The sequence below is a fragment of the Ancylomarina sp. 16SWW S1-10-2 genome (genome assembly GCF_009669305.1).
GTDB lineage: Bacteria > Bacteroidota > Bacteroidia > Bacteroidales > Marinifilaceae > Ancylomarina.
This window is the reverse complement of sequence record NZ_SADB01000337.1, coordinates 1-372: the sequence shown is the minus strand read 5'-3', so window position 1 is coordinate 372 and position 372 is coordinate 1. Positions and strand designations below refer to the sequence as shown.

Sequence of the window (372 nt, the reverse complement as noted above, 5' to 3'; positions counted from 1 at the left end):
CTTAGATTACTTCTACTTTTTTTGTATTTCAATATGTCAAAGAACTTTTAATACCAAATATGTATCGAGTGGAGAATATCGGAGTCGAACCGATGACCTCCTGCGTGCAAGGCAGGCGCTCTAGCCAACTGAGCTAATCCCCCATAAAGAAAGTTTAAAGTCTAAAGTTTTTAAGGTTAAAGTGATATTCACTTATTCCTTATCCTTTTTACCTTTTCACTTATAATAAGTAGTCCTGCGCAGATTTGAACTGCGGACCCCTACATTATCAGTGTAGTGCTCTAACCAACTGAGCTACAGGACTAGTTATAATCCATAGGCTTGTTAGTAAAACACCCTAACGCTATGGGTTATGGTATATTAAAAGATGAA

Annotated in this window: 2 tRNA genes; both read right to left on the bottom strand. The window is 37.1% G+C overall.

Annotated features, from left to right (window positions below):
- Window positions 1-69 precede the first annotated feature (69 nt).
- Window positions 70-143 (bottom strand) — tRNA-Ala (locus EMN46_RS19445).
- Window positions 144-230: 87 nt separating this feature from the next.
- Window positions 231-304, bottom strand: a tRNA-Ile gene (locus EMN46_RS19440).
- Window positions 305-372: the final 68 nt, after the last annotated feature.